Origin of the sequence: Pseudonocardia endophytica (assembly GCF_004339565.1) — a bacterium.
Taxonomy (GTDB): Bacteria; Actinomycetota; Actinomycetes; order Mycobacteriales; family Pseudonocardiaceae; genus Pseudonocardia; species Pseudonocardia endophytica.
Genome location: NZ_SMFZ01000001.1, coordinates 447,176 through 466,889, shown reverse-complemented (window position 1 = coordinate 466,889; position 19,714 = coordinate 447,176). Strand labels below are relative to the sequence as shown.

Annotated in this window: 19 protein-coding genes; 12 read left to right on the top strand and 7 right to left on the bottom strand. The window is 73.1% G+C overall.

Annotated elements, in window-relative coordinates; all coding sequences use genetic code 11:
- Window positions 1-70: 70 nt before the first annotated feature.
- Genes EV378_RS01745 through EV378_RS01735 form a run of 3 tightly spaced genes read left to right on the top strand, consistent with a single transcriptional unit; the run spans window position 71 to window position 3,290 of the window.
- Window positions 71-700: a TetR/AcrR family transcriptional regulator gene (locus EV378_RS01745; RefSeq protein WP_165922100.1), complete on the top strand. Its 630-nt coding sequence runs from the start codon at window positions 71-73 to the stop codon at window positions 698-700.
- The gene (locus EV378_RS01740; protein ID WP_207908545.1) at window positions 691-1,398 is read left to right on the top strand and encodes a hypothetical protein; all 708 of its coding nucleotides are present in this window, start codon (window positions 691-693) and stop codon (window positions 1,396-1,398) included. The genes EV378_RS01745 and EV378_RS01740 overlap by 10 nt, the downstream gene beginning before the upstream one ends.
- A complete protein-coding gene (locus EV378_RS01735) occupies window positions 1,395-3,290 on the top strand; it encodes a YhgE/Pip domain-containing protein (RefSeq protein ID WP_132421006.1) in 1,896 nt (631 codons plus the stop codon). Before EV378_RS01740 ends, EV378_RS01735 begins: the two co-directional genes overlap by 4 nt.
- Window positions 3,291-3,312: 22 nt before the next feature.
- On the opposite strand, the gene EV378_RS01730 is transcribed toward EV378_RS01735, so the two are convergent.
- Window positions 3,313-3,672, bottom strand: a complete 360-nt coding sequence (locus EV378_RS01730; protein WP_132421005.1) for a hypothetical protein — start codon at window positions 3,670-3,672, stop codon at window positions 3,313-3,315.
- Between the two features lie 122 nt (window positions 3,673-3,794).
- Here EV378_RS01730 and EV378_RS01725 point away from each other — a divergent pair, with 122 nt between their 5' ends.
- Both EV378_RS01725 and EV378_RS01720 read left to right on the top strand, forming a co-directional pair.
- Entirely contained in the window at window positions 3,795-4,793 is a 999-nt protein-coding gene (locus EV378_RS01725) for a sugar-binding transcriptional regulator (protein ID WP_132421004.1), read from the top strand.
- Window positions 4,794-4,912: 119 nt separating this feature from the next.
- Window positions 4,913-5,773 (top strand): TIGR03560 family F420-dependent LLM class oxidoreductase, encoded by an 861-nt coding sequence (locus EV378_RS01720; RefSeq protein ID WP_132421003.1) that lies wholly within the window; start codon window positions 4,913-4,915, stop codon window positions 5,771-5,773.
- A 45-nt stretch (window positions 5,774-5,818) separates the two neighbouring features.
- Here the strand turns inward: EV378_RS01720 and EV378_RS01715 are convergent, their stop codons facing one another.
- The 6 genes from EV378_RS01715 to EV378_RS01690 form a co-directional block, all read right to left on the bottom strand.
- A complete protein-coding gene (locus EV378_RS01715) occupies window positions 5,819-6,940 on the bottom strand; it encodes a carboxylate-amine ligase (protein WP_243653217.1) in 1,122 nt (373 codons plus the stop codon).
- A gap of 187 nt (window positions 6,941-7,127) precedes the next feature.
- On the bottom strand, window positions 7,128-8,639 hold the full coding sequence (locus tag EV378_RS01710) for a CocE/NonD family hydrolase (protein ID WP_132421002.1): 1,512 nt from the start codon (window positions 8,637-8,639) through the stop codon (window positions 7,128-7,130).
- A gap of 13 nt (window positions 8,640-8,652) precedes the next feature.
- Complete coding sequence (locus EV378_RS01705; RefSeq protein WP_132421001.1) at window positions 8,653-9,594, bottom strand: MBL fold metallo-hydrolase; 942 nt, start codon at window positions 9,592-9,594, stop codon at window positions 8,653-8,655.
- Entirely contained in the window at window positions 9,591-10,502 is a 912-nt protein-coding gene (locus EV378_RS01700; RefSeq protein ID WP_132421000.1) for a fumarylacetoacetate hydrolase family protein, read from the bottom strand. Before EV378_RS01700 ends, EV378_RS01705 begins: the two co-directional genes overlap by 4 nt.
- Before the next feature lie 20 nt (window positions 10,503-10,522).
- The gene (locus EV378_RS01695) at window positions 10,523-11,104 is read right to left on the bottom strand and encodes a TetR/AcrR family transcriptional regulator (RefSeq protein ID WP_132420999.1); all 582 of its coding nucleotides are present in this window, start codon (window positions 11,102-11,104) and stop codon (window positions 10,523-10,525) included.
- Between the two features lie 28 nt (window positions 11,105-11,132).
- Window positions 11,133-12,575 carry an amidohydrolase family protein gene (locus EV378_RS01690; RefSeq protein ID WP_132420998.1) on the bottom strand — a complete coding sequence of 481 codons (1,443 nt, stop codon included), beginning with the start codon at window positions 12,573-12,575 and terminating at the stop codon, window positions 11,133-11,135.
- A 148-nt stretch (window positions 12,576-12,723) separates the two neighbouring features.
- Between EV378_RS01690 and EV378_RS01685 the strand changes: the two genes are divergently transcribed.
- The 7 genes from EV378_RS01685 (at window position 12,724) to EV378_RS01655 (ending at window position 19,521) form a co-directional block, all read left to right on the top strand.
- Window positions 12,724-13,620: a LysR family transcriptional regulator gene (locus tag EV378_RS01685; RefSeq protein WP_132420997.1), complete on the top strand. Its 897-nt coding sequence runs from the start codon at window positions 12,724-12,726 to the stop codon at window positions 13,618-13,620.
- A 235-nt stretch (window positions 13,621-13,855) separates the two neighbouring features.
- Entirely contained in the window at window positions 13,856-14,668 is an 813-nt protein-coding gene (locus tag EV378_RS01680; protein WP_132420996.1) for an LLM class flavin-dependent oxidoreductase, read from the top strand.
- Between the two features lie 254 nt (window positions 14,669-14,922).
- Complete coding sequence (locus tag EV378_RS01675; RefSeq protein ID WP_207908544.1) at window positions 14,923-15,429, top strand: DUF2975 domain-containing protein; 507 nt, start codon at window positions 14,923-14,925, stop codon at window positions 15,427-15,429.
- Window positions 15,429-15,635, top strand: coding sequence for a helix-turn-helix domain-containing protein (locus EV378_RS01670; RefSeq protein WP_132420995.1), 207 nt, complete (start codon window positions 15,429-15,431; stop codon window positions 15,633-15,635). The genes EV378_RS01675 and EV378_RS01670 overlap by 1 nt, the downstream gene beginning before the upstream one ends.
- A gap of 21 nt (window positions 15,636-15,656) precedes the next feature.
- Window positions 15,657-16,937 (top strand): alpha-amylase family glycosyl hydrolase, encoded by a 1,281-nt coding sequence (locus EV378_RS01665; RefSeq protein ID WP_132420994.1) that lies wholly within the window; start codon window positions 15,657-15,659, stop codon window positions 16,935-16,937.
- A gap of 116 nt (window positions 16,938-17,053) precedes the next feature.
- Window positions 17,054-18,847 (top strand): MDR family MFS transporter, encoded by a 1,794-nt coding sequence (locus tag EV378_RS01660; RefSeq protein WP_243653216.1) that lies wholly within the window; start codon window positions 17,054-17,056, stop codon window positions 18,845-18,847.
- Complete coding sequence (locus EV378_RS01655) at window positions 18,847-19,521, top strand: TetR/AcrR family transcriptional regulator (protein WP_132420992.1); 675 nt, start codon at window positions 18,847-18,849, stop codon at window positions 19,519-19,521. Before EV378_RS01660 ends, EV378_RS01655 begins: the two co-directional genes overlap by 1 nt.
- Window positions 19,522-19,714: the final 193 nt, after the last annotated feature.

The window sequence follows — 19,714 nt, the reverse complement described above, 5'->3', positions numbered from 1 at the left end:
GGCACAGCAGCGACCGATACACATCTGTATCGGATACAGTTGTGTATCGGGAGGCGTGATGTCAGCACGGATGACGAGACGGCGGCCGGCGACGGTGGTGAGCCTGCTGGACGCAGCGGAGCGGTTGTTCGCAGAGCAGGGTGTTCGTGGCACCTCGATCGCGCAGCTCTGCGACGCGGCGGGCTTCACCCGCGGCGCGTTCTACTCGAACTTCGCGACGAAGGAGGAGGTGCTCTACCTGCTGTACGAGCGCCGCCACGAGACGCTCGTCGCCGTCGTGGACGAGGGCCTGGGCGCGCTCGGCGCGGTCGACGACCCGGTCGGGGAGGTGGTGCGCCGGGTGATGGACTTCGGCGGGGACGCCTACCAGCAGTGGTTCCTGGTGACCTCGGAGTTCACCGCGCTCGGCGCGCGTGACGAGTCGGCCGCCCTGCGGCTGGCGGCGGCCCGGGAGCGGACCCGGGAGCTGGTGGCCCGCGTGATGGCCGCGACGTTCGACGCGGCAGGGCGCGAACCGGTCACCCCGCTGACGATCCTCGCCTGGTCGGTGATGTCGTGGTTCCTGGGCTGGCAGGCACAGCGCCTCGGCGAGCCCGACGCGACCAGGGCGGTCCAGGACGAGCGGGCCGCCGCGGCGCTCCGTGAGCTGTTGCTCGGGGCGTCCCGGCCGGCCGGGAACGGCGGTGCGGCATGCGGCTGACCGCTCGGGGGGTGGGTGTCGACGGACCGCACGGCACCCTGCTCGAACCCACGGACGTCGACGTGGCCCGCGGTGACGCGGTGCTTGTGGCCGGGATGCCCGGTACCGGGCACACCGCACTCGCACTGGCGCTCGGTGGGCGGATGGCGCCGCACCGCGGCCGGGTCCTGGTCGACGGCGCCGACGATCCGGCCGCGCTGCGCAGGCGGGTCGCGGTCGTCGACACACCCGGGGTCAGCGAACCCGAACCGGCGCTGACACTGGGCACGGTCGTCGGCGAGGAGCTGGCGATGGCCGGGCGGCGTGCCTGGCGACGCCAGGTCGCGGACTGGCTCGGTCAGCGCGCGGCCGGGGAATGGTCCGGACGGCGATTCGAGGACGTGCCCGCCGACGTGCGGATCGACCTGATGCTCGCCCTCGCCGCCACGCGCCCCGCGGTGGACGTCGTGGTGCTCACCGGGCCCGACCGGCACGGCGGCTCGCCGCACACGTGGTGGCGGATGGCGCGCAACTGCGCGAGCACCGGCTACGCCGTCGTCGTGACGTGCGCCGACACGTCGGCGGCCGTGCTCGACGTGCCGTGCTTCCGGATCGGCGCCGGCACCGCGGAGGGCGGTCCGGGACACGACGGCATCGCGGAGGCCCCGGCCGGCGGGGACGGGCCGGACGACGAGAGCACGGTCGGAGGACGGTCGTGAGCGCGATCAGGCTGGCGATCAGCGAGCTGCGGCGGATCACCGCCGGGCGGTTGCCCCGGCTGGCCGTCGGCGCGCTGGTGCTGGTCCCGGTGCTGTACGCCGGGTTCTACCTCTACGCGAACGGCGACCCCTACCGGAACCTGGACGCCGTGCCGGCGGCGCTGGTCGTGGAGGACACCGGCGCGGTCGGGCCGGACGGCACGTTCTCGCGTGCCGGCGACCAGGTGGCCGACGAGCTGGTGGACTCCGGTGCCTTCCAATGGCACCGGGTGGACGCCGCCGAGGCGGACTCGGGGGTGCGCGACAACCGCTACGCGTTCGCCCTCACGCTGCCCGCCGACTTCACCGCGGCACTGCAGTCCTCCGGCGACCTCACCCCACGCAGGGCCTCGCTCGTACTGACCACCAACGACGCCAACAACTACCTGGTCCACACGATCGCCGACACGGTCACGACCCGGGTCCGTGACGCCGTGTCCCAGCGGGTCGGCACCGAGGCCGCGGACCGCATGCTGGCCGGGTTCTCCACGATCCACGACCGGACCGTCACGGCGGCCGACGGGGCCTCGCAGCTGGCCGACGGCGCGTCGCAGCTCGAGGCCGGTACGGGCAGCGCGGCGGACGGCGCCAGGAGGCTCTCCGACGGCGCCGACACCCTCGCCGGGGGCCTGGACACGCTGCGCGACCGCACCGCAGCGCTGCCTGCCCAGAGCCGGCAGCTGGCCGACGGCGCCCGCCGGGTCGCCGACGGCAACGCCGAGCTCGCGGCCGCTGGCGAGCAGGTCGCGGACGCCGCGCAGCGGCTGGACGACGACGCCTCCGCCGACGACGGCCGGATCGCCTCCGCGTTGCGCGCGCAGGGTTTCACCGACCAGCAGGTCCGGCAGGCGATGTCCGCGGTCAGCTCGGCGCGGGGCCCTCTGGACGCGAGCAACGCGCGCGTCCAGACGCTGAACGACCAGCTCGGCCGCCTCGGTGGCGGATCGGCGCAGGTCGCCGACGGCGCCGAGGGACTCGCCGCGGGGGCGTCTCAGCTGAGCGGCGGGATCTCGCGGGCGGCCGACGGGGCCGACGCCCTCTCCGGCGGCGCGCACCGCCTCACGGGTGGCATCGAGCGGCTCGACGACGGCGCGGGACAGCTCGCCGGCGGCGCCGCGCAGCTCCGCGACGGACTCCGGGAGGGGGCGGACCAGATCCCGGACCCCGACGACCCGACCCGCCGCGCCACGGCGTCGACCATCGGTGACCCGGTCGCGGTCCGTGACGTCGCCCAGACCACGGCCGGCACCTACGGCGCCGGGCTCGCCCCGTTCTTCATGGCGCTGGCCGCCTGGATCGGTGGCTACGTCCTGTTCCTGCTCGTGGCGCCCCTGTCCCGGCGCGCGGTGGCCGCCGGCCAGGCGCCGCTGCGGGTCGCGCTCGGCGGGTGGCTCCCGGCCGCGGTGCTGGGCGTGGTGCAGATGACCGGGATGTACCTGATCGTGGTGTTCGGTCTCGGGATCAGGCCGGAACACCCGCTCGGCACGTTCGCTTTCCTCTGCGCGATCTCGTTGTGCTTCACCGCGATCGTGCACGCGCTCAACGCCGCGTTCGGTGCGGTCGGGCAGTTCGTGGGGCTCGTGCTGATGGTGCTCCAGCTCGTCTCCGCGGGCGGGACGTTCCCCTGGCAGACCATCCCCGGACCGCTCCGCCCCCTGCACCACGCCCTCCCGATGAGCTACGCCGTCGACGGTCTGCGGCACCTGATCTACGGTGGCGCGCTCGACGGCCTCGTCCTCGACGGCGGGGTCCTGCTGGCGTGGTTCGTCGCGGCGGTCCTCGTCGCGGCGTGTGCAGCCCGCAGGCACCGCGTCTGGACACCGGGCAGGCTCACGCCGGAGCTCGTGCTGTGAGGCCCTGGCGCCGGCACGTCGGTCAGCAGCGGGTTCCCGGCCTGCGCGACACGAGGAGCAGCTCGAGCGACCCGGCCGCGCCCGCCGACACCAGCTCCACGGTGTACCGCAGCGTGCCGCCGATCTGCACGACCTCGTCCGGGCCGAGCGTGACGGAGAAGCCGTCGTGGTCCCGGCCGACCCGGGCGTACCCGGCGAGCACGACGACCAGCCGGTCGTCGTCGCAGTACGGTGCCTGCCACGCCGGCGCACCGGACGGCACGGAGACGCGTTCCAGCGAGATCTCCCCGTACCCGTCGTCCGGGCCGACCAGCAGGTGGTGCCTCGCCCGGTGATCTCCGCGGTCCGCGACCGCGACGCCGCCGACGGTGGGGACGGTCATGGCAGCCTTTCGTCGTGGGCGGGTCGGCGCCCATCATCTGAGCGTCTCCAGCACAGCCAGTAGAGATCGCATCACCGATATGGACAAGAGAGCTGCCGGAACTTCCGGGCTAGAGTGCTCATATGAGCGAGGGGCGGGGAGTCGACTCCTGGGGCCCGACCCGCAGGCTGCAGGCCGCCGACGTCGCGGACCGCTACTTCGTGCGGCAGCACACGAAGGTCCGGATCGCCGCCGACCTCGGCCTGAGCCGCTTCCAGGTGGCGCGGATCCTGGACGCGGCCGGGCAGCGCGGCATCGTCCGGGTCGAGATCACCGCAGGCCCTGACGTCGACACGGCGCTGTCCACGAACGTGCGGGAGGCCTACGGCCTGCGCCGCGTCCTGGTCGTCCCGCCCGGTCCGGCGAGCTCGGCGGGGGTCGCGACACTGGCCGCGGACCTCGTGCGGGAGATCACCGGGGCCGGCGACGTCCTCGGACTGGCCTGGTCGCGCACGGTGAACGACATGGTGGAGCGGCTGGACGGGTTGCCCCGGTGCACCGTGGTGCAGCTGTGCGGCGCCTACTCGCTGCCGTGGCGGCGGGACAGCTCGGCGGTCGCCGTGTCCCGCGCGGCGGCGCTCTGCGGCGGAGCCGGGTACCCGATCTACGCGCCACTCGTGCTGCCGGACCGGGACACCGTGCTCGCGCTGCGCGGCCAGGTCGGGGTCGCCGACGCGCTCGCCCTGCACTCGCGCCTCGACGTCGCGGTACTGGCCGTCGGGGCATGGCGCGCCGGGCACTCCACGGTGCACGACGTGCTCACCGAGCACCGGCGTCGCGCGCTGGGCGCGCGCGGGGCCTGCGGTGAGGTCGTCGGGCTGCTGTTCGACCGTGACGGACGCGTCCTGGACACCGAGCTCGCGCACCACGTGGTCGCCGTCGGGGAGGACCAGCTCCGGTCGACCTCCGAGGTCGTCGCCCTGGTCCGCGAGCCGGAACGGGCCGACGCCGTCGACGCCGTCCTCCGGTCAGGGCTCGTCCACACGCTCGTCGCCGACTCCGGGACGGCGCGGGAGCTGATCCGGACCGCCGCGGTGCGCCCCGCCGTCCCGCGCCGGCGTCACCAGCTGCCCGCGGAGTGACCGGAAGAGGTCCGGCCGACGGCCCCGGCGCCGGCCGGAGGAGCGGGACACCAGGGGACCCGCCGCGACCGGCCCGGCAGGGAGATGCGGCCGTCACCTCCCCGGAGTAGGACGGGGACATGCACCCGCTGCGCTTCGGGCTCAAGCTCAGTCAGGCCGCGACGATCGACGTCCTGCGGGACGTCTGGCGCATCGCCGACGACGGCGGCTTCGACCACTGCTGGAACATGGACCACCTCGCCGGCCTCGGGGGCGACGACAGCGTCGACATCTTCGAGGCCTGGACGCTGCTGGCCGGTATGGCGGTCGCGACGACCCGGGTCCGCATCGGGTGCTCGGTGACCGGCAACACCTACCGGCATCCCGGGTTGCTGGCCAAGGCCGCGGTCACCGTCGACCACCTGTCGGGCGGTCGCCTGGAGTTCGGTATCGGCGCCGGGTGGGCGGAGAACGAGCACACGATGATGGGGCTGCCGTTCGGCACCGTCGGCGATCGCGCCGACCGGCTGGCCGAGGCCCTGCCGATCCTGCGGTCGCTCTGGACCGAGGATCGCACCACGGCCCACGGCACGCACTACGACCTCACGGACGCCGTCGCGGAGCCGAAGCCCGTGCAGCGCCCGCACCCGCCGATCTGGATCGGCGGCACGGGTCGTCGGCGCACGCTGCGGACGGCCGCCGAGCACGCCGCCGTGTGGAACGCCCCCGGCGGGGAACCGGAGCTCGTCGCCGAGCTCTCGGGCGTGCTCGACGGGCACTGTGCGGCCGTCGGGCGCGATCCGGCCGAGATCCGGCGGTCGGTGCAGGTCCGGGTGCCCGACGACGTCGCGGCCCTTCCCGCGCAGATCGCCGCCTACACCGAGGTCGGCGTCACCGAGATCATCCTGATCGTCGCGGGCGACGACCCGGCGGGCGCCGCACACCGCGTCGCGGAGATCCTGCCCGACCTGCGTTCGGACGTGCCGACCGGCGGGAACTGATCGACCGGGCGAAAGGTGCCGACCGGCGCCCGGACGGGACGCCGGTCAGCCGCCGCCCGCCGCCGCGTGATCCTCGCGGCCCACGACGTCCCGGACGAGGCCACGCAGACTGCCGGTCCGGTCGCGGATCGCCCGCTGCACGTCGGCACCGGTACCGCGCTCGCGCAGGCGCGCCACGCCGCGGCGGACGACATCGTCGTCGCCGGCGTCGTGGACGGCGTCCCGGACGAACGCACACAGCGCGTCGAGCACGGCGTGCGCCGGACCGGGCCGGCCGGTCCACGGGTTGACCAGCTGCCCACCCAGCCCGGAACGGGACGCGCGCCAGTGCGCGAGCTTGAGGACCTCGTGCCGCGCCGACGACGGCGGCCCGCCGTCCCGCCACTGCCGGGCGGCGGTCTCGACGAGCGCCCGGGACAGTGCCGCGAGCAGCACCGCGTCGTCGACGTCCAGGCACACGTCGGCCGCCCGCAGCTCCACGGTGCCCAGCTCGTGGGCGAGCCGGGCGTCGAAGTAGATCATGCCGGTGTCCAGGAGGGCGCCGGTGTCGAGCATCGCGGCCACCGCGTCGTCGTAGCCCGCCACCGACTCGAACGGGCCGGTCGGGCCCGCCGACGGCCAGCGGTTCCACACCGTCGTCCGGTAGCTCGCGTACCCCGTGTCGGCGCCCTGCCAGAACGGCGAGTTGGCCGACACCGCGCGCAGGACAGGCAGCCACGGCCCGATGCGGTCCAGCACACCGACGCCCTCGTCGAGGGTGTCGACCTCGACGTGCACATGACAGCCGCAGCTGAGCTGGTCGGCGGCGAGGAGGCCGTACTGCTCGCGCATCCGCTCGTAGCGGTCGCTGCGGCTGACGGTGGTCTCGGTACCCAACGGCGACAGGGCCATCGGGGCGGTCGCCACACCGGAGCGGCGGGCCAGGTCGGCGGCCACCGAGCGGCGGCGCCGCAGGTCGGCGTCCAGCTCCCGGCCCGACGTGCACGGCGCGGTGGCCGTCTCGATCTGCTCGTTCTGCAGCTCCTGGTCGACCGCGTCGGCGCCGAGGTCCGGTGGTGCGCCCCACCGTGCCGCGTCCACGACCCGACCGGCGACCCCGCGTGGCTCGCCCGAGTCCGGGTCCACCAGCAGAAGCTCCTCCTCGACTCCCATGCGGCGACCGGTCACCCGTCGAGTGTGATCGCCGGACCGGGACTCCGCCCATCGGGTCGTGCGCTCGTGGAACACGTCGAGGACGTGGTTCGTGCCCGGCGCGGCGTGTGGGAGCGGTACCTGTTCCGCCGGCCTCCTCGGGCGCGCCGCGGCCGGTACCCCGATGGACCTCGCGATCGTGAGCCCCGGAGGCGCGGCCGCGCTAGCGAGGCACCACGGGCACCAGCAGGTGCGACGCGTGCTCCCCACCGACGTGGATCGTCGCCCCGTCGGCGGGGCGGTGCAGCTCCGGGTGGGTGTGCGCGATCAGCGGCGCCAGGTCGTCGTCACCGCTCACCAGCTCCAGCCGCAGGCGCTCGCCCGGGGCGAGCGTGATGCTCGTCGGCCAGATCTCGACCTCGAGCAGCGTCGGCTCTCCGTGCGGGAGCGGCACGTCGCGGTCGTGCGGGTGCCACGGGCGGTGCGGCTCCGAGAGCTCCGGGTCGGTCTCCCGGTGCGCCGCGCGCAGCCAGCCGATCGCCATCGGGACCGGTCCACCCTGCGGACCGATCCCGGGGATCACGTTCCCGTCGGCGTCGACGTGCTGGAGGCGGGCGAGCACGTCGAGGTCGTCCGTGTCCGCCGAGAGCCAGAGCCGGAGGGCGACCGGTCCGGTCAGTTCCAGGGGCTCGTCCGCGGGGGCGGTCTCGAACGAAGCCGGGTAGCCCACCGACGCGGGCGCGGGCCGATCCCAGTCCAGGGTCGACGAATGCAGGTAGAGCTCACGCCACTGCGTCTGCGGCAGCGGGAAGTCGGGCGCCTCCCGCCAGGCCACCTCGCGGCCGTGGCGGACCATCATCTGCACCGGCGGGACGCCGTCCATCCGGTCCGGCTGGTCCTTCAGGAACCGGTCCAGGAACCGCAGCTGGAGCTCCAGCGCCCAGTCGGCGTAGTACGGGTCGATGTGCGTCCCGCTGTGCAGGACCAGCCACTTGTCCTGCGACGCGGCCCGCCGCCACCCCTCGACGTTGCCGCGCAGGTGGAGGTGCAGCGCGCCCCAGTTGCCCGCCGAGAGCACCGGGACGGTGACCCGGTCCAGGTCGGTCGTCCGCACCCGGTGGTAGTCGTCGACGAGCGGGTGCCGCGGGAGCTCCTCGCGCCAGTCGTCGCCGTCGGTGCCGGTGCGCTGCGGCTCGATCTGCAGGCCCCACCAGAAGTCGATGAACCCGTTCGCGTACAGCCCGCCCTGGTAGGTCGTCTCGCGGTAGAAGTCGGTGCAGCCCTCCCACGCGACGACGGCGGCCAGGTGCGGCGGCTGCAGGGCCGCGACCCGCCACCCCATCATGGCCAGCCACGAGATGCCGCTGGTGCCGACCCGTCCGGTGCTCCACGGCTGGACGGCGGCCCACTCGATGACGTCGTAGTAGTCCTCGGCGTCCTGAGGGCCGTAGAGGTCGAGCCGGCCCGGCGACTTGCCGGTTCCGCGGGTGTCGGCGCGCAGCAGCGCGTAGCCGCGCGGCACCCACCACTCGGGATCCGGTGTCTCCCAGACCATGTGTTCGTTGTTCGGCACCCTGTCGTAGAGCGGGAAGCGGTCCGGCCAGTGCACGTCCTTGCCGTACGGGCTGATCGAGGTGATCACCGGGAACGGCCCGTCGCCGTCCGGGCGGAACACGTCGACGACGACGGCCGAGCCGTCACGGGTGGGGACCGCGACGTCGCGATCGATCTGCATGGTGGCTCCAGGGTCAGGCGAAGCAGGTCAGCGGGCCACCGTGGTAGGTGACCATGTCGTCGAGGGCGGCGAACACGTCGATCCGTCCGCCTCGCTCGAGGCCGTCGAGCTCGGCGTAGGCGCGGTGCAGGTTGCCGACGATGCGCTCGGCATCCGGCCAGTCGGCGAACCGGCCGAGGTCGGTGTCGCGGGCGGCCTGCAGGGGCGTGACGCCCGCCGCGCGGCCGCGTTCGGCGACGTCCAGGACGAAGCGCAGGTAGTCCACCGTGGCCTCCAGCGGCGCGGCGTCGTGGAACACCGGGCCGTGACCGGGGACGGTCGTGGCCGCACCGAGCGGGGCGAGCACGTTCTCGACGACGTCGATCGCCCCCGCGACGGAACCCATGAGCAGGAACGGCGTGCCGCCGTTGAAGACGAGGTCGCCGCAGAACAGCGTGGAGCGCTCCGGGAACCAGACGATCGAGTCGTTGGTCGTGTGCGCCGGGGTGCCGACGTGCACGACCTCGGCGCGCAGGTCTCCTGAGTGGACGGTGACCCGGTCGGTGAACGTGACGAACGGCGGGTCGAGGGGCAGGTCGCCCCACTCCGGGTTCTGCCAGTAGGGGAGCTCGCGGGCCGGGCCGAACGCGATCGCCTCGGACCGCGCGTTCTCGTGCGCGACGATCGCGGCGCCGTCGAACAGCACGTTGCCGAACGTGTGGTCGCCGTGGTGGTGGGTGTTCACGAGCGTGCGGACGGGCCGGTCGGTGACCCCGGCGATCGTGTCCAGGAACGCCCGGGTGCGACGCTCGGTGGAGCAGGCGTCGATCGCGAGGACGCCCTGCGGGCCGACCACGAACCCGGTGTTGTTGATCCACCAGGTGCCGTCCGGCTGGACGTAGGCGTGGATGCCGTCGGAGACCTCCTCGCGACGCGGCGGTCCGGGGACGGTGACGTCGTCGGTGCGGCTGCTCACGACGAGCTCCCTTGGCGGAGCGGGACGACGGCGGGTCCTGGCACGACGGCGGCGTCGATCGCGCCGAGCCCGTCGGCGTCGAGGTGCACGCGGTCGCCGGGCTGCAGCCACGGGTAGGCCTCGGCACCGTGCACGCGGGAGAGCTCCAGCAGGCAGCCGGTGCCGACCGTGCCGGACCCGATCAGGTCGCCGGGCAGCACGCGGGTGCCGCGCGACGCGTAGGCGATCATCTGGCCGAACGACCAGTACAGGGCGTCGAGAGTGCCTGCGCTGCAGGGTTTCCCGTTCACCGACGCGGACATCGCCGCGGCCCCGTCGAGCTCGTCGGGCGTGAGCATCCACGGACCGCAGCTGGACCGGAAGTCCTTGCCCTTGGCCGGCCCCAGGTTCAGGCGCATCTCGGCGCCCTGCAGGTCGCGCGCGCTCCAGTCGCAGAACAGCACGTAACCCGCGATCGCGTCGACGGCCGCCTCCGGCGTGAGGTCGGATCCCTCGCGACCGATCACGGCGGCGATCTCCAGCTCGTAGTCCAGCGCCTCGCTGCCCGGCGGGACCGGGACGTCGTCGTGCGGCCCGAGCAGCGACGCCGGGTTCGTGAAGTAGAAGACCGGCTGGGAGTACCACAGTGGATCGACGGTCAGCCCGATCGCGGCGCTCGCCGTCACGACGTGCTCCTCGAACGCCATGAAGTCCCGGATCGACGGCGGCCGGGGGATCGGGGCGAGCAGCCGCACACCCGCGGGATCGACGCCGGGCTCGCGGCGGGCGGCGTCCGCCGCGTCGGCCGTCCGGTCGTCGGCGATCAGTTCGAGGAGCGAGGTGTCGCCGGGTACCGGATGGAGGCGGTCGGCCTCCCACACGGCGGGCCGCGCGACGCCATCGTCGTCGAGGTAGGTGCTCCAGCGCACGTGTCGTCTCCGTTTCCGTCTCAGCGGGTCAGCGACCCGACGAGGTCGTCGATGAGCAGTCGTGGGTCGCCGCGCGGCAGCTCGCCGGGGCCGCTGACCATCTCCACCCACACGGAGTTCTGGCAGGCACCGGCCAGCTTCACGGCCTCGACCTCGAGATCCAGGTCGCCGGGCAGGCCGCCGCGGTGTGCGTCGAGGAACCGGTGCACGGCCCGCCACACCTGCTGCGGCCCGGTCCCGCCCTCGCGGTGGCTGCGGCTGTACTGCGCGAACAGCTCACGGTCGACGAGCACGATCCCGACGAGCCGGTAGCTCGCGGCGTAGTAGGCACGGACCGCCTCCAGGACGGCGGCCAGACCCTCCCGGAGGTCGACCGAGGCACCCCGGTCGGCCGTCTCCCACAGCGCCGCGGCCTCCGGCAGCCCGGAGGACAGCACGGCGGCGAGCAGCGAGCCCTTGTCGCCGAAGTGCACGTAGATCGAGCCCTCCGAGCAGTCGGCACCCCGCGCGATCCGGCGCGACGTCGCCGCGGCGAGCCCCTCTTCCCTCAGGAGCTTCGTCGTCGACTCGAGGATCCGGGAGCGCAGGTCGCCGGGCGGCATGGCGCGACCCTACGCCATGAGTGAGTACTCACTCAATACCTGCGGCCCGCCGTGCCTCCTGGTGCCATCCGCGGGCGATCGGCTCCAGCGCCTCGAACGCGCCGGGCGGCGTGCCGGGCAGTGCGCGGCCCGCGTCCCGGACCCGGCCGAGGATCGCGTCGGCTGCGGTGTCCGCCTCGGCGGCCAGGCCGGCGGTGTCGACGCCGGTCAGCGCCCCGTCGCGCTTCACGACCCGGCCGTCGACGAGCACGGTGCGGACGTCCGCGGCCGTCGTCTGGAACACGAGCGTCGCGTAGGGGTCGATGCGCGGGTGCTGCTCGATCGCCGGACCGCCGACGAGCTGCAGGTCCGCGCGCTTGCCCGGGGTCAGCGACCCGATCCGGTCGCCCAGGCCCAGCGCGTCGGCGGCGTTCACGGTGGTCCAGCGCAGCGCCTCGCGCGCCGTCGTGGTGACCGTCTCCGGCATGGCGTTCGCGAGGTTCGTCGCCTCGGTGGCCTCCCATCGCGTGAACCCGAGGCCGAAGCGCATCTCGTGCCAGAGGTCGCCGGAGTTGAGCGAGATGACGTCGGCGGACAGCGTCGGGGCCGGCCCGTGCCGGCGGCACCGCTCGAACACCGGCCGTCCCATGCCCATGTTCAGCTCGGTCTCCACCGAGATCGACACCTTCCCGCCGCTGGCCACGAGCGCGTCCCACTCGCCGTCGTCGAGCGCGTTGCAGTGCACGTGGACCATGTCCGGGCCGAGCAGCCCCAGCGCGTCGAGCTCGCGGATCCCGCCGGTCAGCACGCTGCCCCAGACGCAGCCGGTGTGGTTCACGATCAGCGCCCGGCGCTCGCGTGCGGCGGCGAGCTCGGCGACCGTCCGCTCCCACGGCAGGCCGAACAGCTCGGACAGCGAGACACCGAGGGTCAGGAGCCCGTCGTTCGTCGGGAAGTACGTGTCGGCGATCCGGTGGAAGTCCTTCAGTCGCGCGTCGTGCCCGCCGAACAGGGACGCCTCGGGGGAGCTCTCGAAGAAGCCGTAGCAGAACGCGGCCCGGATCCCGGTGTCGCGCAGGCCGAGGACGGCCCCGTCACTGTGGTCGGGGGTGTTGTTGCAGTGCGAGAAGTCGAGCAGCGTCGTCACGCCGGCGTTCAGCGCGTCGAGCGCGCCGACCCGGTTGCCCAGCCGCACGTCGTCGGCCGTGTAGGCGGGGGAGATCGCGAGCCGGATGCCGAAGTAGTAGTCGCCGAGCGTCCAGTCGCCGCAGATGCCGCGGACCAGGGACTGCCAGGTGTGGCGGTGGGTGTCGACGAGACCGGGCAGCACGAGGTGCCCGCTCGCGTCGATCACCTCGGCGTCGGTGACGTCGAGCGACGGTGCGACGGCCGCGATCACGCCGTCCTCGACGAGAACGTCACCGGTCGGGAGGTCGCCGACGGCGTCGTCCATCGTCAGGACGTGACCGCCGCGGATCAGGGTGCGCGCCATGGTGTCTGCCTCCGGAGGAAGGGGTCGGATCGACCGAGAGCCTGACGGACCACCGGCCGTCGAACATGTGCCGATCCGGTTGCGGTCACCACTCCCCACGGCGACGGAGGCGTCGTAGCATCGCGCGCGGACACGAGGTGGTGAGGACGTGGACGTCCGGTCGCTGCGCTACGCGGTCACGCTCGCCGAGACCCTCCACTTCGGACGCGCCGCGAGGGCGCACTACATCGCGGCCCAGCCGTTCGGCCGTCACATCCGGGCACTCGAGCGCGAGGTCGGCACGCCGTTGTTCGCCCGGACCAGCAGGCGGGTGGTGCTCACCCCGGCCGGGGAACGGTTCCTGCCACGGGCCCGGCGGGTCCTCGCGCAGCTCGACGGGCTGGTGGCGCAGGCCGACGGACCGCGCGAGGACTCGGGTGTGCTGCGGATCGGGGTGCTCGGCTTCGGGCTGGCCGACCTCTGGCCGGGCGTCCGTGACCTCGTCGAGGCACGCTGCCCGGACCTCGTCCTGACCGCCGTCGAGCTGGACTGGGAGGGACAGTACGACGCCGTACGGACCGGCGAGGTCGACGTCGCCCTGGTCCACGACGTCGGTGGCGCGGACGATCTCGCGCTGGATCGGACGCTCGAGCTCGAGCGCTACGCCGTCGTCCCGGTGCGGTCGGAGCTCGCCGGGGCGGAGACCCTCACCGGGGCCGACATCGAGAGGTACCGGTGGGTGTCGCCGGTCGGGTCGTTCCCGGGACTCGCCGAGTGGCGGGACCACAGTGGACTGCGTGGTGGTGTGGCCGTCCGGTCTCCGTCCGGGATCCCGACGGCGGTCGCGACGAGTGGCTGGCTCGGCCTGCACGCCGAGCCCGCCCGCCGGTTCTTCCCGCATCCCGAGGTGCGGTACGTGCCGTTGGAGGGTCCGGCCGCGACGATCTCGGTCGCGAGCCGCCCGAGCGACCGGCGCGAGGCGGTGACGGTGTTCCGGGCGGCCGCGCGCGCCGTCGCCGCGGCGGATCTGCGGGGGGCCGCCGGGTCGGGGATCGGCTGGGGGTGATCTCGGGGATGTGCCGGGTGCGGGGTCCGGCACGCCCACCTGGTGTCGGGTCGCCGGCGAAGGACGCGCCGGCGGGTGGGTGCCCGGCGCCGTGTCCGCGTGGCTGCGGTACGCGGGCCGCCGCGTCGGTGCGGCCGTCGCGCGACGCCGGGGTCGCCGGGCCGGGATCACGCCGGACGGCCGCCAGGCGTAGAACCGGGGAGGCGAACTTCGATCCGGCGTGGGGGTTGATCCGATGAGGGCGTTCCGTTTCGGCGTGGTGGCGGCGGCAGGCGAGGGCGGCGCGAGGTGGCGGGAGACGGCTCGCCGGGCGGAGGAGCTCGGATACTCGACGCTGCTCAGTCCGGACAACCTGCACCTGCCGACCCCGACGGCGTCGCTGGCCACGGCCGCAGCGGTCACGACGCGGCTGCGCGTCGGCTCGTTCGTGTTCGCCAGTCCGCTGCGGACGGCCCGGGCGGCGGCGTGGGAGGCGCACAGCCTGACCACCGTCACCGACGGCCGGTTCGAGCTCGGTCTCGGGACCGGGCTGCCGTCGATGCGCGAGCAGGCCGAGGAGCTGGGCCTGCCCTACGGCGACGGACGGGAACGGCTCGACTCGATCTCCGCGACGATCGACCACGTCCGGCGGCTCGACGGCGACGCGCACACGCCGGTGATGCTGGCCGCGGGTGGTCCGCGCGCACGACGGCTCGCCGCGGAGAAGGCCGACATCGTGACGCTGGCCGGCGGCCCGCTGGCGACGCGCGACGAGTTCGCCGCACAGGTCGAGGAGATCCGCTCGCACGCCGACGGCCGTGAGATCGAGATCGCGATGAACATCTTCGTGGTCGGGGACCACGTCCCGCCGTGGATCCGCGGCTTCATCGGCGTCGACGCGGAGACGCTGATCGAGCACGACTCGTTGACCATCCTCCGCGGCAGCGTCGACGACATGGCCGCGGAGCTGGAACGCCGTCGCGCGGAGCTGGGCGTCTCCTATGTCAGCGTGAACGGCTCGTTCCTCGAGGAGTTCGCTCCGCTGGTGGAGCGGCTGTCCGGCACGTGAGCGGTACCCGACATGATCGCCGTCTGTGGAGCGGAACGTGCGCGTGGCGGCCGATCTGCTCCTGAACCGCCGATCATGGCCGTCGTCCGCAGGCCGCGGCGGCGCAACGCTCGCGTCGCCGAGTTGCACCTGAGCGGGAGTTGCCGGTCGCTCCGCCCCGCTGGGCTGCATCTCGGCGAGAGGTGGCCGAGCCGGTTATCGAGCAACGATGAGAAGATATTGACAAACGATAAACGCCGGGCCAGCCTCACCGCATGACCGATCCCGCTGTCCCGTCCATCCGGAGGGCGTCGCGGGTGTTCCTCCAGGTGGTCGTCGTCCTCGTGGCACTCGGTGCGGCGGCGCTGATGCTGTGGGAACCGCACGTCGAAGGTCGGAACGCGCACGCCACGACGTTCCAGATCTACTTCAACGACCCGTTCCTGGCCTACGCCTACGTTGCGTCGATCGCGCTGTTCGTGGCGCTCTACCAGGCGTTCCGGCTGCTCGGGTACGCCGGGCAGGGGCGGATGTTCACCCCGGTGGCCGTCCGGGCACTGCGCATCATCCGGTACTGCGCCCTCGCGCTCATCGTGTTCATCGGAGCCGAGGAGGTCTACGCGTTCGTCGTCGTGCGGGGGAGGGACGACATCGCGGGTGGCGTCGCGCTCGGCCTGGTCATGATGTTCCTCTGCGTGGTCGCCGCCGCGGCCGCCGCCGTGTTCGAGCGGGTGCTGCAGACCGCGGTGGACATGAAGTCCGAGAACGACCTGACCGTCTGATGGCCATCGTCGTCACGCTCGACGTCATGCTCGCGAAGCGGAAGATGACCGTCACCGAGCTCTCCGAGACCGTCGGGATCACGATCGCGAACGTCTCGGTTCTGAAGACCGGGAAGGCGCGGGCGATCCGCTTCTCCACGCTGGACGCGATCTGCCGGGCGCTCGACTGCCGGCCCGGCGACATCCTGGAGTTCGTCGACGAGTGACGTGGTGAGAGGGTCACTGGGATGACGTCGTGGGTCGAACATGCGATCTGGTGGCAGGTCTATCCGCTCGGGTTCGTGGACGCGGAGCGGGAGGCGCTGCCACCGGGCACGCAGCCGGTGCACCGGCTGGACCGGCTGGTCCCGTGGCTGGACTACCTGCTCGAGCTCGGCTGTTCCGGGCTCGCGCTCGGGCCGGTGTTCGCCTCCGGCTCGCACGGCTACGACACGACGGACTTCTTCCGGATCGACCCGCGCCTCGGTGACGACGCGGACGTCGACCGGCTCGTCGACGCCTGCCGGGAGCGGGGCATCCGGGTGCTGCTCGACGGAGTGTTCAACCACGTCGGACGGGACTTCGAGCGGTTCAGGGCCGCCGAGCAGGGTGACGCCGACGCCCGGCGCTGGTTCCGGTGGCGCGAGGACGGCAGCCCGGACGACTTCGAGGGCCACGACCTGCTCGTCGCACTCGACCACGACGAGCCCGCCGTGCGGCAGCACGTCGGGGACGTCATGCGCCACTGGCTCTCCCGCGGCGCCGACGGGTGGCGCCTGGACGCCGCCTACCAGGTGCCGTCCTCGTTCTGGCGAGCCGTCCTGCCGTCGGTGCGCGCCGAGTTCCCGGACGCCTGGTTCGTCGGCGAGGTGATCCACGGCGACTACGCCGCGATCGTCGACGACTCCGGGCTGGACTCGGTCACCCAGTACGAGCTGTGGAAGGCCGTCTGGAGCGCGTTCAACGACCGCAACCTCTGGGAGCTCGCCCACGCCGTCGAACGCCACTCGGAGATGATGGAGTCGTTCGTCCCGCTCACGTTCCTCGGGAACCACGACGTCACGCGCCTGGCCAGCACGCTGGAGCACCCCGATCACGTCGGTCACGCCGTCGCCGTGCTGATGACGCTCGGCGGCATCCCGTCGATCTACGCGGGCGACGAGCAGGCGTTCACCGGCGTCAAGGAGGAGCGCGAGTTCGGCGACGACGCCGTCCGTCCGCCGTTCCCGGACGACCCGTCCGGGCTCGCGCCGTTCGGTGAGCCGGTCCGCGAGGTGCACCAGCGTCTGATCGGCGTGCGCCGCAGACACGACTGGCTGGCGCACGCCCGCACCACCGTCGAACACCTCGACAACACGACGATCGCGTTGCGCAGCACGGGGTCCGGGGGAGCGGTGACGCTCCTGCTCTCGGTCGACGACGAGCCGCGCCGTTTCCCGGACGCGCTGGGCGGCACGGTGCTCGCCGAGTCGGGCGGCGGCGACGACCCGCTGCTGCTGGAGCCGCACGGCTGGCGGCTGCTGGGGTGATGTAGTGCACGGCGTGCAAAGTTGCACGGCGTGCATGTACGGGCTTATCGTGGACTGGTCGCGACGACGTCTGCCGCGTCCTCCTCCTCGTGAAAGCCGTGTCCATGACCGCGCCCGTGTCCAGTCCGCCCGCCACACCGGCAGCGCCGACGCCGACCTCCCGTCGCGCCGTGCTGGTGCCGCTGTCCGGCCTGTTGATGGCCCTGTTCGTCGCGATCCTGTCGTCGACGATCGTGTCCAACGCCCTGCCGCGCATCATCGGTGACCTGGGCGGGACGCAGGCCCAGTACACGTGGGTGGTGACGGCGTCGCTGCTGGCTATGACCGCGTCCACCCCGATCTGGGGCAAGCTCGCCGACCTGTTCTCGAAGAAGCTGCTCGTGCAGCTCGCGATCGGCGTCTTCGTCGTCGGCACGATGCTCGCCGGCCTGTCCACCTCGACGCCCGAGCTGATCGGCTTCCGCGTCCTGCAGGGACTGGGCATGGGTGGCCTGACGGCGCTGGCCCAGGTCGTGATCGCCGCGATCATCCCGCCCCGCGAGCGCGGCCGGTACTCCGGCTACCTCGGCGCGATCATGGCCGTGGCGACGGTCGGTGGCCCGTTGATCGGCGGCGTCATCGTCGACACCATCGGCTGGCGCTGGTGCTTCTACGTGACGGTGCCGATCGCGCTGATCGCGCTCGTCGTGCTGCAGCGCACCCTGACCGTCCCGACGGTCAAGCGTGAGGTGCACATCGACTATCCGGGCGCGATCCTGATCGCCGGCGGTGTCTCCGCGATCCTGATCTGGACCTCGCTCGGCGGCTCGACGTTCCCGTGGATCTCCTGGACGTCACTCGCGATCCTGGCCGCCGGTGTGGTGGCCCTCGCCATGGCCGTACTCGTCGAGTCGCGGGCTACGGAACCGATCGTGCCGTTGACGCTGTTCCGCAACCGCACGGTCACGCTCGCCACGGTCGCCGGCCTGTTCGTCGGCGTCGCGATGTTCGGCTCCTCGGTCTTCCTGAGCCAATTCTTCCAGCTCGCCCGCGGTGCCACCGCCACAGAGGCCGGCCTGCTGACCCTGCCCATGATCGCCGGGCTGTTCCTGGCCTCGACGATCGTCGGCCAGCTGATCTCGCGCTACGGCCGCTGGAAGCCGTACCTGGTCGGCGGTGGCGTGCTGCTGGTGGCCGGGCTGCTGATGCAGGGGCTGGTGATGGGGGCCGGCACGCCGTACTGGGAGCTCGCCGTCGCGATGGTGATGGTCGGCGTCGGTGTCGGGTCCACGCAGCAGAACCTCGTGCTCGCCGTGCAGAACCAGGTCGCGCTGCGCGACATGGGCGCGGCCAGCTCGACGGTGGCGTTCTTCCGTTCGTTGGGCGGTGCGGCCGGTGTCGCCGCACTCGGCGCACTGCTGTCCAGCCACGTCTCGTCCGGCATCACGTCCGGGCTGACGGCGGCCGGGATCCCGGCCGCGGCGACGTCGTCGTCGAGTGGGCAGATCCCGAACCTGGCGACGCTGCCCGAGGCGCTCCGGTCGATCATCGAGAACGCCTACGGTGACTCGGTCGCCCTGGTGTTCCTGGTCGCTGCCCCGCTCGCACTGATCGCCCTCGTCGCGATCCTGTTCCTGCGCGAGGTCCCGCTGCGTACCACGATCGACATCGCGGACGACGCCGCGTCGTCCGACGCGTCCGGCGACGCCGGGTCGGCCGACATCCCGACGTCCGGCTCCCCGACCTCGGACGGGCGTCCCGGCACCGACGACCGCGCCACGCACGGGCGGCACGAGGCCGGATCCGACGCCATTGTCGACGCCGTGGAGCCCGACGGCCGGACGTCGGTCGCGGTGCTCGAGCGCCGGGACGACGTCGTCGTGCACCGGCCGCACGGGCGGCACCGCGCCGCCGAGACCACGGTGCGGTGATGACCACCGCGACGAGGTGCGCGGGGCAGAATGGCCCCGTGGTCGTCGGGCGGCGGGAGCGCAAGAAGCAGGCGACCCGCGCCGCGCTCAGCGGCGCGGCCGTCCGCCTCTCGCTCGAGCACGGCGTCGAGAACGTGACCGCCGAGCAGATCGCCGACGCCGCCGACGTCTCGCTGCGCACGTTCTTCAACTACTTCTCCGGCAAGGAGGAGGCCGTCGTCGCGGGCGACGCGGCGCGCGGCGAGGTCCTCGTCGAGCGTTTCCGCTCGCGGCCGGCGTCGGAGAGCGTGCTCACCGCGCTGCGGGTCGCCGTCCTCGCGCACGTCGACGACGTGACGGGCGACGGAAGGCTCGACGAGCTGCGGATGATGCGGCGCAGCCCGTCGCTGCTGCCGCACCAGCTCGCCGCCTACGCCGCGGGGGAGCGGGCACTGGCCGTCGCGATCGCGGAGCGCACCGGCGATCTCCCGTCCGGCGACCCGGACGCCGGGGAGTCCGACGAGGGCCGCGACGTCGGCCTGTACCCCTCCCTCGTGGCCGCCACGACGATCGCCGCGGTCCGCGTGGCCATGCAGCGCTGGACCGACGACCGGGACCGGCACCCGTTGCACGACATCGTCGGCGAGGTGTTCGACCGTCTCGCGCAGGGTCTCGACGACCGGTGGCGCGGCTAGCAGAGTTGTTGCGCGCCAGTAAAAGCGCAGCGTAACAGCGATGTGATTCTGTTCATCCCTCCGTTACCGGCGAGCGGCTAACGCCATCCACTCGTCGATCGACTTCCCCCGGCGGGTCCGGGATCGGCCCGGGCCGGAGTCGGAGGGTGTGCGTGTACGGAACCGTCGATCCCGTCGTCGTCCCGGCGCCTCG